This is a genomic window from Flavobacterium sp. 1 (genome assembly GCF_002797935.1).
In the GTDB taxonomy this organism is placed as follows: Bacteria; Bacteroidota; Bacteroidia; order Flavobacteriales; family Flavobacteriaceae; genus Flavobacterium.
This window is the reverse complement of sequence record NZ_PGER01000001.1, coordinates 2,319,579-2,334,921: the sequence shown is the minus strand read 5'-3', so window position 1 is coordinate 2,334,921 and position 15,343 is coordinate 2,319,579. Positions and strand designations below refer to the sequence as shown.

Annotated in this window: 11 protein-coding genes; 1 reads left to right on the top strand and 10 read right to left on the bottom strand. The window is 34.6% G+C overall.

Features of this window, described 5'->3' with window-relative positions:
* Positions 1–66: 66 nt before the first annotated feature.
* The gene (gene uxuA, locus CLU83_RS09250; RefSeq protein WP_100431337.1) at positions 67–1,224 is read right to left on the bottom strand and encodes a mannonate dehydratase; all 1,158 of its coding nucleotides are present in this window, start codon (positions 1,222–1,224) and stop codon (positions 67–69) included.
* Positions 1,225–1,247: 23 nt separating this feature from the next.
* Positions 1,248–2,060 carry an SDR family oxidoreductase gene (locus CLU83_RS09245; protein WP_100431336.1) on the bottom strand — a complete coding sequence of 271 codons (813 nt, stop codon included), beginning with the start codon at positions 2,058–2,060 and terminating at the stop codon, positions 1,248–1,250.
* A 397-nt stretch (positions 2,061–2,457) separates the two neighbouring features.
* Between CLU83_RS09245 and CLU83_RS09240 the strand changes: the two genes are divergently transcribed.
* Positions 2,458–3,507 (top strand): substrate-binding domain-containing protein, encoded by a 1,050-nt coding sequence (locus CLU83_RS09240; protein WP_369828801.1) that lies wholly within the window; start codon positions 2,458–2,460, stop codon positions 3,505–3,507.
* Between the two features lie 201 nt (positions 3,508–3,708).
* Here CLU83_RS09240 and CLU83_RS09235 read toward each other — a convergent pair whose 3' ends face one another.
* From CLU83_RS09235 to CLU83_RS09200, 8 genes are all read right to left on the bottom strand, one after another.
* Positions 3,709–5,364, bottom strand: a complete 1,656-nt coding sequence (locus CLU83_RS09235) for a hypothetical protein (protein WP_100431334.1) — start codon at positions 5,362–5,364, stop codon at positions 3,709–3,711.
* 268 nt (positions 5,365–5,632) lie between these two features.
* Positions 5,633–6,394, bottom strand: coding sequence for a LamG domain-containing protein (locus CLU83_RS09230; RefSeq protein ID WP_100431333.1), 762 nt, complete (start codon positions 6,392–6,394; stop codon positions 5,633–5,635).
* Between the two features lie 3 nt (positions 6,395–6,397).
* Complete coding sequence (locus CLU83_RS09225; protein ID WP_100431332.1) at positions 6,398–7,333, bottom strand: hypothetical protein; 936 nt, start codon at positions 7,331–7,333, stop codon at positions 6,398–6,400.
* Between the two features lie 295 nt (positions 7,334–7,628).
* Positions 7,629–9,683, bottom strand: a complete 2,055-nt coding sequence (locus CLU83_RS09220) for a hypothetical protein (RefSeq protein WP_100431331.1) — start codon at positions 9,681–9,683, stop codon at positions 7,629–7,631.
* A 453-nt stretch (positions 9,684–10,136) separates the two neighbouring features.
* Positions 10,137–12,575, bottom strand: coding sequence for a hypothetical protein (locus CLU83_RS09215; protein ID WP_100431330.1), 2,439 nt, complete (start codon positions 12,573–12,575; stop codon positions 10,137–10,139).
* 224 nt (positions 12,576–12,799) lie between these two features.
* Complete coding sequence (locus tag CLU83_RS09210; protein ID WP_100431329.1) at positions 12,800–13,903, bottom strand: DUF5977 domain-containing protein; 1,104 nt, start codon at positions 13,901–13,903, stop codon at positions 12,800–12,802.
* 10 nt (positions 13,904–13,913) lie between these two features.
* Entirely contained in the window at positions 13,914–14,783 is an 870-nt protein-coding gene (locus tag CLU83_RS09205; RefSeq protein ID WP_100431328.1) for a DUF5977 domain-containing protein, read from the bottom strand.
* A 326-nt stretch (positions 14,784–15,109) separates the two neighbouring features.
* Positions 15,110–15,289 (bottom strand): hypothetical protein, encoded by a 180-nt coding sequence (locus CLU83_RS09200; RefSeq protein WP_100431327.1) that lies wholly within the window; start codon positions 15,287–15,289, stop codon positions 15,110–15,112.
* Positions 15,290–15,343 lie beyond the last annotated feature (54 nt).

The window sequence follows — 15,343 nt, the reverse complement described above, 5'->3', positions numbered from 1 at the left end:
AATATGATATGCAATTGAAACAATCCACCTTGCAAGACAAAATTGTGCAAGGCGGAATGCTATTATTTATAAACTTCTTTTGATTCCCATTTCTAATCCGCGTAATTCGGCTAAACCTCTTAAACGACCAATTCCGGAATAGCCAGGATTTGTTTTTTTCTTCAAATCATCCAGCATTTGGTGTCCGTGATCTGGGCGCATCGGAATGATTCTGTTAGTTTTATTTTCCATCTTTACGATAGATTTTACCACTTCGTACATGTCCACGTTTCCTTCTAAATGATTGGCTTCGTAGAAATTACCTTCCTCATCGCGTTGTGTGCTTCTCAAATGGATAAAATTCATTTTCTCTCCATTACGATCAATCATTCCTGATAAATCATTTTGGGCAATTACTCCATACGAACCGGTACACATGCAGAATCCATTTGAAGGAGAATCAATTGCATTTAACAATTGCACTAAATCAGCTTCGGTACTCACAACTCTTGGCAATCCTAAAATTGGATAAGGAGGATCGTCAGGGTGAATTGCCATTTTCACGCCAACACTTTCAGCTACAGGTACAATCTCACGCAAGAAATAATATAGATTTTCTTTTAGTTTATTGGCATCGATACCATCATAGCCTTGAAGCACTTTTAGGAAATCTTCAACAGTATAAGATTCTTCTGCACCTGGTAAACCGGCAATGATGTTTTGCTGTAATTTTACTTTGTCAGCATCAGTCAATTTTTCAAAAGTGGTTTTAGCTTTCGCTTTTTGTGCTTCTGTATAGGTGTTTTCAGCTCCCGGACGTTTTAGAATGAATAATTCAAAAGCGGCGAATTCATTGATGTCAAAACGCAAAGCTTTAGAACCATCCGGCATTTCATAGGATAAATCTGTTCTTGACCAATCTAAAACAGGCATGAAATTATAGCAGACAATATGAACGCCACAAGCCGCTAAATTTTTGATGCTTTGCTTGTAGTTTTCTATGTATTTCAAATAATCACCCGATTGTTTTTTGATGTCCTCATGTACCGGAATACTTTCTACAACTGAAAAAGTTAACCCTGCAGCCTCAACTTCATTTTTACGTTTCATGATTTCATCCACTTCCCACACCTGTCCATTTTTAATGTGGTGTAAGGCAGTCACAATTCCGGTTGCACCGGCTTGTCTTGCATCAGATAATTGTACTGGGTCATTTGGTCCGTACCATCTCCATGTTTGTTCCATAATTTCTATATTTTTAATTATAATTAAATACTTGTAGCTCCAAAACCTCCATCTACTTTGATAATTGTTCCCGTAACAAATTTGGACATATCACTGCATAAGAAAAGCAATACGCCGTCCAAATCCTCAGGAACACCAAAACGTCCCATTGGAGTATGATCAATAATTTTGATTCCTCTTGGAGTCAGTTCCCCCTCTGGAGTAAGCAATAAAGCTCTATTTTGTTCACCGATAAAAAATCCTGGAGCAATAGCATTCACACGGATTCCTTCTCCATATTTAGATGCTAATTCGACGGACATCCATTTAGTAAAGTTATCTATAGCCGCTTTTGAAGCAGAATATCCAACAACTCTTGTCAAAGGACGCTCTGCAGATGCTGATGAAATATTGATAATTACACCGCTTTTTTGTTTTGCAAAAAGCTCCGAAAATACCTGCGTAGGCAAAATAGTCCCGATGATGTTAAGGTCAAGCACTTTCTGTAAATGATCTTTCTTTAAATCATAAATAGCCTGATCAGGCCCAATAGTTGCACCTGGCATGTTACCGCCCGCCGCATTAATCAGGATATCCAAACGCCCATATTTCTCAATAATGATATCGCGGATGGCTTCCATTTTTTCTTGGTTTAAAACATTTCCTTTTACGGCAAATGCTTTTCCTCCTTTGCTTTCTATTCTGTCTACAGCAGCTTGCGCTTCCTCAATTGTAAGACCGACAATTCCTGTAGTAACGCCTTGCTTGGCTAATACTTCGGCCATATTGCTGCCTAAAACTCCTGCGCCTCCTGTAATAAGGGCGATTTTTCCTTCTAAATTAAATATTGAATTCATTTTTATTATATTAATTAGTTAATTATTTTATGCTTTGTACAATTGTGCTGATAACATTTTCGATCTTATTCACCATTTTTAATTTTCTTATTTGTTTTAAATTATCGAATGACTTTTTCATCAAAAGACAAAGGAGTGTTTCTCTAAATATGATAATCTCTTTTTTAGCTTATGTTTTCGTGTGCGTACACGGGTTTTTTGCAAAATTTTAGATTTGAATATTCTTAACCTATTAAGAGAATTTATGCGAAGAAATATTTCTCCAAATTCAATGCTTTCTTTAGACATGTGTTATGATTAACGTGTGCGTACACGTATATTGCAAATATATATAAAATCATAAATAAAAAAAGCAGTTTTTGAAATAAAAAAAAATTAATTTTACCGTTTTCAATATATTATTAACTTAAAGCTGAAGAATATTATAACAATAAAAAAAATAGCAGAATTAGCAAATGTTTCTCCAGGAACTGTGGATAGAATTATTCATAACAGGGGACAGGTATCGCAAGAAAATATCGATAAGGTAAATGCCATTATTGAAAAGTATGGTTTTAAACGAAATATTTTTGCAAGTAATCTGGCCTCCAATAAAAAATCTAGAATAGCTGTTTTTTTACCAAAGTTTGAGAAGCTGGAATACTGGGAAAGCCAGCTAAACGGAGTTAAGAAAGCAGGTGAAGAATTTGGAAAATTTGGTATTGAACTGCATTACTTTCTTTATGATTTTGACAGTATTTCATTTCAGGAAATGTTTGCTGAGGTGCTTGATTTTGAATGTGACGGATTGCTTTTCTCTCCTATTTTTCATGAAGAGTCTCTTGTATTCTTGGAAGATTATAAAAAGAAAAATACACCAGTAGTGATGATTGACTCGGATATTAAAAATGAAATTCCTCATTTTTATATTGGTCAGGATGCTTTTAAAAGCGGTTATTTGGCAGGACGGCTAATTAGTTTTGCAGTAAAAAATGAACGCAATGTTCTTATTATTAAAATAGCAAGAGAAATAGACAGTACATCGGCTTATTTACAGCGCATTAAAGGATTTTATACTTTTTTTGAAGACCATCCAGAACTGACTAATTTTAGTTTTTCAGAAATTACTATTAACCCGGATGCAGGCCAGCTCACTTTGGATATGTTTAAAAACAGCAGCAGTATATTCGTTCCCAATTCCAGAGCATATATTGTAGCACAATTTTTAGAAGAACATAACATCAAAGGAATAAGAATAATCGGTTACGATCTCTTAAAAGAAAATATAGCGTATTTAAATTCGGGAATAATTGATTTTTTAATTAATCAAAAACCAGAAGAACAAGGCTATATGGGGATAAATTATCTGTATAAAAAAATTATTTTGCATGAAAATTTAAAAACAGCTCATTTTATGCCACTTGATATAATTGTAAAAGAAAATTACAGTATGAGCTTAAATAAATAAACACAACTTGGAAACTGAAAACCAAGTTGTGTTATCAATTCTAAAATTGTAGTCAGCTTTAGACATGTTTCAGATAAATTATTTTCTTAATCAGAATTCCATGTTTATCTGATAATTAATTTTTTTTGTAGTAATTGCTGATGTGCTAAACCTATTCAGATAATGGTTTAGGACTATTTCTTCACTCATAAATATTAGTTTTTAAGGTAATTCTATATATTTTATTCCTGTCCAGTCGTAATACGTTGGTTTTACTACTAATCTCAAATTTTCGGTCAAAACATCCGAAAATGTAAATAATAATGTGGCGCCATTATATGCATACAGAACTCCTCCTTGATATTTTAGTTTTAATTCTAATGTCTCCAACCCCGCAATTCCACTCACACTTACACTCACATTCGCAGAACTTACAATTTTCACATGATTTGGTGTTGTTACAATAAATGAACCATTACTTTGAGCTGCATTCATATATAATTGACCATAGGCAAAACTTGTATTAGCGGTAACTTTTTTTAAATAAAAAGGAGAAGAGCCGTAATCATTTCCTCCCACATAAGTACCTAATGGAGATCGTTTCAATCTTATCCTGAATTCCCAGTTTTTTGTGTAATCAAAAATTCGAGTCCATTCAGCATTACTGCTGTATGAGCCATAATTTATCAGGTTAACCTCGTCATTATCTGTAGTTACTAAGGCTTTATTTACCCATTCTGAATTTATTGGCTTATAAATAGTACCACCAATAATTAACAAAGCATTTGTTTTTGTAGTACTCAAGCCGTTATTACAAGTAATAGAGAAATATCCTTCTGATGCTCCAGTTGTAACATTTATGAGTATTTTTTGACTATTTATAAACGAGGCATAGTTAATTGTTTGCCCAGTTATCTGAATACCATTTCCGTTATTCAAATTAGGAGATAAGCACATGGCAGGAACGAAGAAATCACCTATAAGTTCGATATTACCCGTTGTATTGGGTAAATGTGAATCAGGTATTAATTCGAAAATGAAAGGAGCTTGAGCCGTTGCGATAGTATATAGTTTTATATTACCATTTGCATCAGTTGACAACACTTTATTACTAGACAATTGACCATCATTACGAGTACTTGGATAATTACTCAAGGTAATATCCTTATTTAAAAATTCGGTAACTTCAATAACATCTGCAGCGACAATTGCAGGTTGTCCAACTCCAAAGCTTCGGCCACGCAAAAGCAGTTCAAAAACACGGCCTGAGTTGGTTATTTTATATGTTACGGTCTCATTTGTGTTAATCACTAATACTGGTGTCAAGGCATTAATGTAAGTAACAAGCCCTGCTACATTTTGTGTTGCTAAAACCGTTGATGAAATTGGTTTGACAGTTGTTGTTAAATTTCCTAGTCCTGCAAGCTTCGTAATTTCAGCAGTATTAATCAGACGCTCACCAACGATTTTATCAACTTTATTTATCGAAAGACTGTCGTATAGCGCTTTCAATGTTTTCCCCATCTCAGCCGTAAGCGCCTTAACAGTTCCACCAGTGATCAAGTCATTCACTAAGATAGTATTCAGCGAAATCTGCACCGTTTCGATAGCATCAACAAGCTCCTGCACCGTGTCTAAATTCACGTTATAAGATGCGAGTAATGCATTGATATTATCTATTAAATCCTTTAAAATTTTGCCCTGCCTAGCATCCAATGCCTTTCCTGCAATACTGTAATCAAGTGCATTATAACAGTCAGTTTTGATATTGTTAATGTCACTAAACTCCAATTCCCCAAAGGTATTGGTGGTTAAAATTCTGTTTGGCTGATTTATTTCTAAATCAGCAACTTTTATTCTGTTGTGATTTGTACTCATTTTTTTAAATTGTATTATTTGAAATTTTCATCTTTCAGTTTTGGCTTAGTTTTTAATTTGGGATTTAAAATTTTGAATTTGAATAAATTAAAAAGTAAAAACTAATTGAATTCAATTAAAAAATTACTTTTTAACGATTTTGTTTTAATAAATATCTAAGGGGAGCATTAGAAAATAATAGATCAAAAAGATTAGTCTTTATGGTTTTTGACGAGTTTTTTTCTAATCTGGAATTTTGGTTGAATTTTTTTAAGAAAAAACTTGCTTTTTATATAAAAGGATATGTATTACCCAATCCACCATTATATAATTCTGAAATTTCTCTGGGTGTTAAACATCTGTTTTTCCAAATCCCTACTTCATCAATATTACCTTGATGTCTTATTGAAGGAGTAATGAGATTCCAAGCATTAAGACCTATTCTCATAAGTGCAGAACTATTTGGCATACCGGTATAAGTACCAACCTCTATAGGTGTTGTTGAAATTAAAGCACTATTAATATACATTCGAAGTCCAGCAACTGTTTTAGTACCATTATCAGTGACAACAATATGATACCATGTATTTAAAGTAAATGGATTAGCTACGATTATATATTGATAATTATTTTTAGTTACTCTATCAAATTTTGAAAAATATAAATTACCTTCATATAAAGCTAGTTGCCATTCATCAGTTCCAGGCGTATCCGCTCTCTTATTTATTAACCAATTACCATTAAACGTAGGGTTACCACTATTAAAAACTGTGAAATAAACCCACATCGATATTGAAAATGGGACATCATTTCCGTTACCCGTTGTAAATGAAAAATTGTCGTGATCAGAAAAATCAACTCTAGCCGTGTTGTTATTAAAATTGATAGCATTACCCATTTTTCCTGTCACAAAAGTAGCATTAGTAACAGTCCCATTTGGTGATAATCCTGTACTGTCAATTGCGTTAGAATTGAATTTATAATATGCAACTAATTGTTCTATTAAAGGCTTTTGCATTTTACCAAAAACATATTTTTTTAAGCTTCCCATAAATTATACGTCTAAAAATATTGTATTAGTGCTACCTCGTCTCATAAAATGTCCCACCCTTTTTTCGGGCGTAGAAATAGGCGCAGTTTCCCACGTAAATGGACTTGTGATTGACCAAGTAACCGTGACTCCGGGTAATGTTCTAAAAGGAAACATTAATGAACTATTCAAAGTTGATGGAACTGTTATTATGCAATTTGCAGTAAATAGAATTGTTTGGCCATTCCAAGCATTAAGCACATTACTGTTTGTTGAAACTTCAATCTGTTCATCTTTTTGCTGGAAAAAACCATCCAAATAAGTTTTTAAAGTAGCCTTTAATTGTGAAAATGTTCTTGTTTTAGTCTTAAAACTATCTTCGCAATCTCCCAGCATAATTAAATCAGCATCAACTAAAGTGGTTACTTTTGCAGGAAGCAATGATATAAATCCAAATTTCAAATAAGTAATCCAGGCTTTAATTGAACCATAAAAAGAATCACTAGTTTCGTTTCCAACTATTAACGTTTTTTTGTTAGACAAATCTTCTTTTCCATTAACAATAATGACCAAAGCATCATACAGTACTTTCAAAACTTTCCCTTGTTCTGCTGTCAAAGCTTTGGTAATACCTCCAGCATTCAAGTCATTCACCAAGATAGTATTCAGCGAAGTCTGCACTGTTTCAATAGCATCAACAAGTTCCTGAACTGTGTCTAAATTCACATTATCCGAAGCAAGCAATGCATTGATATTATCTATTAAATCCTTTAAAATTTTGCCCTGCCTCGCATCCAATGCCTTTCCTGAAATACTGTAATCTAGTGCATTATAACTGTCAGTTTTGATATTGTTAATGTCACTAAACTCCAATTCACCATCGGTATTGGTGGTCAAGATTTTGTCTGGGTGATTTTTTTCTAAATCAGCGACTTTTATTCTGTTGTGATCTGTATTCATTTTATGTTTTTTAAGGGTTCTATATTTTAATTTTTATCCTTCCTCTTTCCTTTAGGTTTCATTTATTGATTCAAAATTTTGAATTTGAATAAACCACTATGAACTTTAAGTCCATAGTGGTTTATTTTAATATTTAGGGAGTTGCTTTGCAAATATTCCAATCTATTACGAGATGTTTATTTCTTTCTTTTTTTGTAATTTCTATAAGGTGAATCTCTGACATTATTAAATCCTTATTTATCATCATGATCTCTATAAAAGGCAAGAAATCTTATCTGGATTATGATTATAATTTTTAATAAACTTCCATTTTCACTCCAGTATTAGTCCTATATTCCATTCCAGCGGTCAAGCCTCCTGCTATTGCAGCAGTATTATCAGCATAAACTGGTGTTCCAATTCTTTTATAATTACCGTCTTCATAATACTCTGCCCGAACAGTTTCAATTTGCATGTCAGTTCCAGAAACAGCAGATTTTTGACCAGTAATAATTTGAATACGAGATTTACCTAAATTCTTTCCTGTCCCTGCTTTTAGTTTAAGAGTCCCACCATCTAAATCAGGAGTACCCAATGATTGTATATTTAAATAGTAGACATCACCAGCACCAGTACCGGTTAATCCAACAAATACATTACCATTAGTCTGATTTACAGCAATACCTCCCCAAGCTCTACTTATTTGACCAGTAGGATTAAAAGATCCAACACCAGCAGTTTGTTTGTAAATATCACCATTCAATACAGATGCCCATATATCACCGTTTGGTGAAACATCTATACCTTGCCATCCTCTAGTCGCTTGACCCAATGGCATGAAATTTCCAACACCACCAGTTTGTTTATAAATATCACCACCATTTACAACTGCGTAAACATCATTATTGGATCTGTTCACACACATTCCCGTCCAAGTTCTTGGAGATTGACCCAATGGCATAAAATTACCCATACCCGCAGTTTGCATGTAAATATCACCATTCATTGTAGCAGCATATATATTACCATTAGATGTACTCGCCATACCCTGCCATATTCTTGTGGTTTGGCTCAATGCAACAAAAAAGCTGGTGCCACCAGTTTGTTTATAAATATCACCACCGTCATGACAAGCGTAAACATCACCATTAAATGCAACAGTTAAACCCACCCAGTTACTTTTAGCTGGTGAACCAGTTGATAAAAAAGCACCAGTTGGTGTACCATCGCTTTTATAAATTGAACTAGCACCAATCGCCAAATAAATTGAACCATTTGGATGTGATGCACATAATTTTGATAACCAATTTAATTGGAACTGCCCCATAGAGCTGAACAAGGTGGTCTCGGAATAATTTATGGTTTTACCCGCTTCAATTATAAGTGTTCTACCATTGTTCAATGAATCGGATTGTTCTATACCAATAACTCTATCAGCTTGTCTTCCAAGAGTTATATCTTTTATTGGCATATTCACCGTTCCTATACCAAAGCAAGTACCGGTATCTTGTGTCCTTGAATTTCCAACTACTGTTGAGCCTACATATTTAGGCATATAGTTGGTTGTGCCGGCGTTAATAACATTTGTAATATCAGAAGTCATTGCAACTGTACCAGACTTATCTGGCCATGTCCAAGTCCTTGAAGCTGTAACAGCTGATGCAAAAAAAGATGTAAATGTGTTTGCAGTATTTCTCAAACCAAACATCCCTGCTAAAAATGTTTTTATGCCTGATACATTTTGCGCTGTGGTCGTATCCATATCAGGAGTAATCAAATTCCCTGATCCAAAAATCGAATTCCCGTTAATTGTTTTAAAGAGCGTTTTAAAATTCGCCCAACTCATCATTTTAGCAACAGCACCAATCAATAGTGATATTTTATCTGTATCCGCAATAGCTGTTACAGTTGGTAAGGCACTCTCAAATGCACCGAAATTCACATCGGTTAAGCTGTTTTGTTTGCCTCCAACCGTAGTAGTCAAAGCATCAATCTGGTCTTTCAAATTTTTTCCCATTTCAGCCGTTAATGCCTTGGTAACACCTCCAGTGGTAACGTCATTTACCAAGATAGTATTCAGTGATGTCTGCACTGTTTCAATAGCATCAACAAGTTCCTGAACTGTGTCTAAATTCACATTATCCGAAGCGAGTAGTGCATTGATATTATCTATTAAATCTTTTAAAATTTTACCCTGTCTGGCATCCAATGCTTTTCCTGCAATACTGTAATCAAGTGCATTATAACTGTCGGTTTTTATATTGTTAATATCACTAAACTCCAATTTCCCAAAGGTATTGGTGGTTAAAATTCTGTTTGACTGATTTATTTCTAAATCGGCTACTTTTATTCTGTTGTGATCTGTACTCATTTTTATTGATTATTTTTTATTTGCATGCCCAACTTTTTTATTTTCAAAATTGATGCCTTACAACTGTCGATTTGACTCTCAAAATAGTAAACCCAAATTCTCACATTACAAGAACATGCTTAAACTGGACAAAATCAAGACTTTTTTAAAGTTCTAAAAAGTGTATAATTAGAACATAACTGATTTTTTATTGTTCCGAAAGTCTATGTTTTTATAATGTGGGAATTTGGGTTAAATAACTCAAGAAGTTTAATTATTGGACAAGCATTTACTGCTCTCTGTCTTTTTGGGAACTCGTCTATTTAGATGCCTAAGTGATTATCATCTTTAAAGGCAATGAATCCTAAAGCTCCAGCAATAGTAATGCTACTTGTCATTACTAACGAAATGATACAATTTAAGACAGTTGAACACTCAGACCTTCCATGATGATTCCCTAATATCTTATTTTTTTTAAAAAGTTGCTCCTGCTGACCTCAACCACCCGGTACCTGCTACATACCAGTAAACATATCCAGAAGCTAGTCTTATCTCGCCAGCAGTTCCACTGTCAGCTGATGATGTTGGGGCTGCTGTTCCTATACGAGCTGCTAAATATTCCTTGGTTAAAATTGCTTTTCCTGTTGTATCACTAGTAATTAAAGCATTAGTTTGTGTATTGGCAGTTAAAGTATTATTCGATGCTTTAAATAACGCTATTGCACCATTATTATCTGAAATAACCACAGAATTTGTTAGGTTATTAGATACAGCAGCAGAACCTATAACTACATTGTTAGAGCCCGTTGTAACTGCTTGGGTTGTTCCAAAGACTGGGTTAATTACAGTATTATAATTCCCGGTTGATACGTTGAAGGGGTTGCTAGGAAATGTACCAAGTATTATATTATAAGAGCCTGTAGTTATATTATAACCGCTTTCATAGCCAATGGTAATATTATTTGTACCAGTGTTATTAGGACCTCCTTGTGAAAGATAACCTATTGCTGTATTTTTATTAAAATTTGAGCCTGTACCACCACCCGCTGCAGCTCCTACCAATGTATTCATAGAGCTATTAGTAATATACCTTCCAGCTAATGCTCCCATAGCTAAGTTGTAATTACCATCAATGTTAGCGCCTAAACTTGCAGCACCCATACCTAAATTCTGTGTGCCAATTGTATTAGACATTAGAGCTAGACTTCCAAAAGCTGAATTAATAGAACCTGTCGTATTAGCTCTTAAAGTTGCATAACCAAATGCAGTATTTTGAGTAGCAGTTGTATTTGCTCTTAAAGAGGCAACACCAAATGCACTATTCCACCCACCTGTAGTAACATCTCGTAATGACTCAAATCCAGCGGATGTATTTTCTGCCGCTGTTGTTGAGACTGTTTGCGAATTAAACCCTAATACAGTATTGTCTGCTCCTGTACTATTTCCTTTACCTATCCTAACACCATTTATTGTTTTATCGACACCTCCTAGTTCTTGTAACAATGTATTGTTTACAATTCCAGAAACGGTAGCAGATGATGGTACAATTGTTGGTATATCATCTAAAGTAGCCAAGGTATAAGTTCCTGTTGGTTTTTCTGGAAAATAATAAGAAGAATAACCTATAGTCGACCTATCAAAATTTAAAGTATTACTCTTTGTGGAATTATCATTTGATGATATGTAATTATAACCCATACCAAGTTGTTTTTGAAGATCAAAGTTGCTTACTACAATATGTTGCCCGTCAATAAACACCTCTTCATTGCCGCTACCTGCTGTACTCTTAATTTCAAAGTTTTTATCTGTAGCAGTATCTCCAGCTTCTAAAACTTGATCTAAAGTTGGTGTAGTACTTATAATATCATCTAAGGTGGCTAAAGTGTAACTTCCTGTCGGTTTATCAGGGTAACCAAAACTAGCTGTACCTGTAGAAGCCCTGTTAAAATCTAAGAGAATTGCTTTATCTGCTGTAGTATAGTACATAGAACTACTAGTTGTTAACGAGAAAGAAGGCTGACCAGTACCATTAGACATGTTTATAGACAAATCACCTGGACTCATCTCTACAGTTTTGTTTCCATGTGTCAACACTATGCTACCCTCTGCAGAGTTTTCAGTATCTAAAACACTTTGTAAATTCTGACTTCCTACGCCTCCAGCAATATCATCTAAAGTTGCTAATGTGTAAAATCCTTCTGCTTTAGCAGGCAGGTAAAAATGACTGAACCCGTTGTCTGGTCTCGTAGTCCTAGTATCTAAAAGATGCAATATCACAGTACCTCCTCCAAACTCCGGAAATCTTGTCACTTGAAGTCCATCATTCATTACAAGATTATTAAAAGGTGAGATGCCGTGTACTCCTACTCCGAAAGGGTACCTACTAAGGTATCCATTCTGCACTACCTTGTCTAAGTCAATAGCATTAATATCGGATGTAGTAGCTAAAGTGTAATTTCCTGTAGACTTTGCTGGTAATTTAAGGGTAGTTTGAGCTATAGGGGTGTCAAATATAAAATTTGTTCTATTACTGTAGCTACTAGATTGAGTAAGTTTTAGTATTCCACTTTCTATATATAAAGTTGATTTTGCTGAATTGGTTCCTTGCTCCATACGAAGGTTTAGCTTATCCAGAAAAATAGAAGAACTGTTGGTATCTGATGCTCCTCCGGCACTTTGCATAGACATAAAAGCATATCTATTAAAAGGTGTTCCTCCTCCTAAAACTACACTACTGCTTCCATCACCGTCAAAATTAGCACTTGGACCATTGTCTAGAGTTTGTTGTAAATTCTGACTGCCTCCAGTAATATCACTAAACTCCAATTCCCCATTGTCATTTGTGATCAAGGTTTTGTTTGGCTCATTTATTTCTAAATCGGCTACTTTTATTCTATTATGATCTGTACTCATTTTGTTTTTTTTAATAAATATTAATTTTTATTTCTAGTTTAGAAACCAATTTAGTAAACCCAAATTCAGCATTAGATCAAACTATAAGAGAAAAAAGAAGACTCAATTATGATGAATGAGATGCTTTTATGTTCGTTATAAAATAGTTCTAATGCCAAATTTGGGCAGACTCTTGAAAATTTAAAAAAGATGAATTACTTTTAATCAATAACTCACATTTTATTTTATGGATTTGATTCCATTTCTTCTTTAAGATTGTGAGTTAAAATTCCATTTGCAAAATAGGTATGGAATGGATTCAATGTCAGCGGATAAATCTTTCTTTCTTCTTGATTAACCGTAACAGATGTAACTGGTATAATCGTATTGTCTATCGTATATAAATTGTCTCCAGCCATAATATCTCCCAAAGGAATGAATCTCCAAAAACCATCACGCTGAATCAGCTGCAGGTGGGTTGGAGTAGCTTCTAATAAGCCATCATTAATAATCATTGTCTTATCTGCAGTTTTCTGCGATATCTTGGTTATCGGAGAGGCTATTCTGCTTTCCGACAGATAGTCAGAAGACCATTTGCATAATTCAGTTACATTATTGGTGTCCATCAGGGTTTCAATTTCGGCAGAAAGCAGCAATTGATCCAGATGCAATTCTTCGATTGCTTTTTGCGAACCATCAGGCAATGTAATTAATGTGCCTTCAACGAAACAACCTCCTGATCCACCGCCAGAAACTACATATTGATATACATTAGAAACTATAGATGGAGTAATTGCATCCTGTATTCTATACCAAGTAGTCACTGTAGGAACTCCTACATTTCTTGGTGAAGTTACTCCAGCCGTACTTGATGACCAGGGACCTGTAGAAGACACGGTACTGGTGTTTACAGTAAACGCTGAAGGAGAATATTCAGTGCCGTCTATTGTAAAATAAAGATCTCCGTCGATAAAACTGGTAATAGTTATTGATGAATCCAGTGTGCAGGTTCCTAAAGCATTTGCGTATGCCTGTACATTGGCTGCCAGCCACGAATCAGCTTGTGAATTTGCGTTTGCAGCACTTAAAGAAGATACAAACTGGCCTGCATTGGCAGTAAGAGTAACAACACTTCCAGAATAGCCGCCAGAGCAATCATTCTTTGGTGCATCCATTGTTCTTACTGTATTATAAAATCTTGCACTTGGAACACAAGCTGCAGTATCTAAAATTGGTGCAATGTAATCTGGATCTGTGATTAGATTTTCTTTTGTTGTCCCAGCATAACTATTGTCGTCTGTGTAGTATAGCTCTAGTGAGGCAAAAGATTTATATCCTGTATTTCCCATACTTTATATTTTAATAAGTTATAACAATTTGTCCTGTAGCATCGCTTTTGGTATAGGTTATATATCCAATGCTTGTTACTAATTCTATATTATTGTTTAAATTTTCACCTTCTATTGGAACATTTTTAGTAAAACTTAGCTGTTGGACTTGAATTCCTCCTGTATTTAAAATATCAAATCCAGACTTATCCATTGTTCCGCCCAGATATGTAGTTATTTCCACATCGATATTTCCTGTAGCTACTGGTTTAAACCAGCTTCCAGCCATTCTCACCTGTACTGTATTTAGTGCAGGGTAATCTGAGGTTATTTTGCTAAAATTGACCAGACAGCTTTCTATTCCATTTAACCCTTGATTATCACCAGCCCACATGATATAAGAGTTTGCTGCTTCAGCTAATTCCGGGAGTTCATTTCCAAATCCATGTTGCCAACCCATCCATTTATTATCTAAGGGTGTTCCTGTATTTACAATCCCGGTATAGGTATCTAAATCTTCACCAGCACCAAGGGTCCATTTATATCGAATTACCATATAGTCAAAAGGAGATAATGCTGTTGTGGGTTCAATAACACAAGAAGGATTAATTCCTCTCCATGCCGTAGTTCTAATATTGCATGTTCCTAAATTATTGGCATAAGCCTGTCCATTGGCCGCCAACCATGAATCAGCTTGTGTATTGGCATCAGCAACACTTTCGGTTGAGACAAAATGGTTTGCATTAGCAGTGAGCGTAACCGAACTTCCAACAGTTCCATCTGAACAATCATTCTTTACTGCTGTAAGCGTTCGTAGTGTATTATAGTATTCTGTAGCTCCTTCATCTGGGGTATATTGCTCTAGTAAAGCAAAAGGTCTATATTCTGTATTTCCGTCCATACTTTTATTGTAATAAGTGATTATGATTTGTCCTGCCTGACCCTAATATCTTTTTTAAAATAATAGGGTCAGAGACATTGAGTTAAAATGCCGTGCTTTTTTTATGTGATCTTCGACAGGATGCGTCAAATTGTTTTCAAGAAGTAAAGCTAAATTCACGAAAAGCAATACGAACTTATTGCAGGCTGTCCTCGTTAACATCATAAATTATTCACTTTGTTAACTTTTAGTATCTGATTTAAAAAGCTTAAAGGAACCATGGCTAACTCACCTTATCGGTTGCTAAATCCGAAGTTCCTGACAGCTCTATACTATTTTCAAAGCGTTTATTGCTTTACAATTTCTCCTGTTTCAATATGAACTCGCACATCTCCAAACTCTTCTTTTATTTCTTTTTCCAATTCAGTAACATTTTGCTGTTGAACTGCAATTTGGGTAAGAATATCTGATTTTTTAAATTCGTATTGAATAGACAGCTCTCCTAATGACATTCTGGCTTTATCCATAAAAGCATTAAAATCCTGTAATTTTTTTAATTGTTCTGCGCTTATTTTTTTTGT

Coding starts and splice junctions, on each gene's coding strand:
- CLU83_RS09220 (WP_100431331.1), bottom strand. CDS start 9,683: ATGAGTACAGATCACAACAGAATAAAAGTAGCCGATTTAGAAATAAAT.
- CLU83_RS09200 (WP_100431327.1), bottom strand. CDS start 15,289: ATGGATAAAGCCAGAATGTCATTAGGAGAGCTGTCTATTCAATACGAA.
- CLU83_RS09215 (WP_100431330.1), bottom strand. CDS start 12,575: ATGAGTACAGATCATAATAGAATAAAAGTAGCCGATTTAGAAATAAAT.
- CLU83_RS09205 (WP_100431328.1), bottom strand. CDS start 14,783: ATGGACGGAAATACAGAATATAGACCTTTTGCTTTACTAGAGCAATAT.
- CLU83_RS09245 (WP_100431336.1), bottom strand. CDS start 2,060: ATGAATTCAATATTTAATTTAGAAGGAAAAATCGCCCTTATTACAGGA.
- CLU83_RS09225 (WP_100431332.1), bottom strand. CDS start 7,333: ATGAATACAGATCACAACAGAATAAAAGTCGCTGATTTAGAAAAAAAT.
- CLU83_RS09210 (WP_100431329.1), bottom strand. CDS start 13,903: ATGGGAAATACAGGATATAAATCTTTTGCCTCACTAGAGCTATACTAC.
- CLU83_RS09230 (WP_100431333.1), bottom strand. CDS start 6,394: ATGGGAAGCTTAAAAAAATATGTTTTTGGTAAAATGCAAAAGCCTTTA.
- CLU83_RS09235 (WP_100431334.1), bottom strand. CDS start 5,364: ATGAGTACAAATCACAACAGAATAAAAGTTGCTGATTTAGAAATAAAT.
- uxuA (WP_100431337.1), bottom strand. CDS start 1,224: ATGGAACAAACATGGAGATGGTACGGACCAAATGACCCAGTACAATTA.